This window comes from Promicromonospora kroppenstedtii DSM 19349 (assembly GCF_000515355.1).
In the GTDB taxonomy this organism is placed as follows: Bacteria; Actinomycetota; Actinomycetes; order Actinomycetales; family Cellulomonadaceae; genus Promicromonospora; species Promicromonospora kroppenstedtii.
On sequence record NZ_KI911710.1, the window covers coordinates 6,384 to 7,338 of the forward strand.

The 955-nt window shown below is 74.1% G+C and carries 1 protein-coding gene; it reads left to right on the plus strand.

All coding sequences use genetic code 11. From position 1 onward, the window contains the following. Positions 1-98: 98 nt before the first annotated feature. A partial coding sequence (locus PROKR_RS35495) for a DUF4350 domain-containing protein (protein ID WP_211240185.1) occupies positions 99-955 on the plus strand: 857 nt, incomplete at its 3' end.

Consider the following 955-nt stretch of genomic DNA (forward strand, 5'->3'; position numbering starts at 1 on the left):
CGGGGCCGGTCGACGAGCCGCCGGTAATCATCGGCGACGACACCACCGGACGGTCGCGCGCCGCGAGCCGTTGGCGCCGGGCGCGCTGGCCGCTCACGGTGCTCGCCGTCGTCGCGCTGTTCGTGCTGTTCCTCGCGGTGGTCCGCCCGCCGGCGTCCGCCGATCCGTACGCCCCGGACAACCCGGAGCCGGGTGGGGCCATGGCCGTGGCGGAGGTGCTGAAGGACCAGGGCGTGCGGATCACCCACGTCACCTCGGTGGCCGACGCCGTGGCCGCCGCGGGCAAGGACAGCACGCTGCTGGTCACGCCCAACCCGTCGTTCTTCGCCGACGACCAGATCTCGGCGCTGAACCGCACGGGCGCGGACCTGGTCGTGCTCCAGCCCGACTACAGCATGGTCGCGGGCGTGAGCCGGGACATGCTCGACATCACCTACGGCGAGCAGGCCGAACCCACGCAGCCGCAGTGCGCCGACCCGGCCGCCGAGGCGGCTGGCGCGGTGACGCTGACGCCCGGCCTGTACGACGCGTCGGGCGGTTCCGACCAGGTCCGCCCGGTCCTGTGCTGGCCGGACGACACCGGCGCCTACGCCTATGCGCGGCTGGACTTCCCGGACCGCTCGGTCACCGTGGTCAACGACCCCGCTGTGATCCGCAACGGCTCGATCCTGGACCAGGGCAACGCGGCGCTCGCGCTGTGGATGCTCGGGCAGAACGAGGATCTCGTCTGGCTGGTGCCGAACCCGATGGACATCAGCACCGGCGGGGACACGCCGACGCCCGCCGAGCGCGGCCAGGTGAACGCGCTGATGCCGCCCGGCTCGGCGCCCGTCGCCCTCGTGGTGGTGCTCGCCGCCGTGCTGCTCGCGTTCTGGCGGGTGCGCCGGATGGGCCCGCTCGTGGTCGAGGACCTGCCGGTGCTCGTCCGCTCCGCCGAGGCCACCCGCGGCCGAGC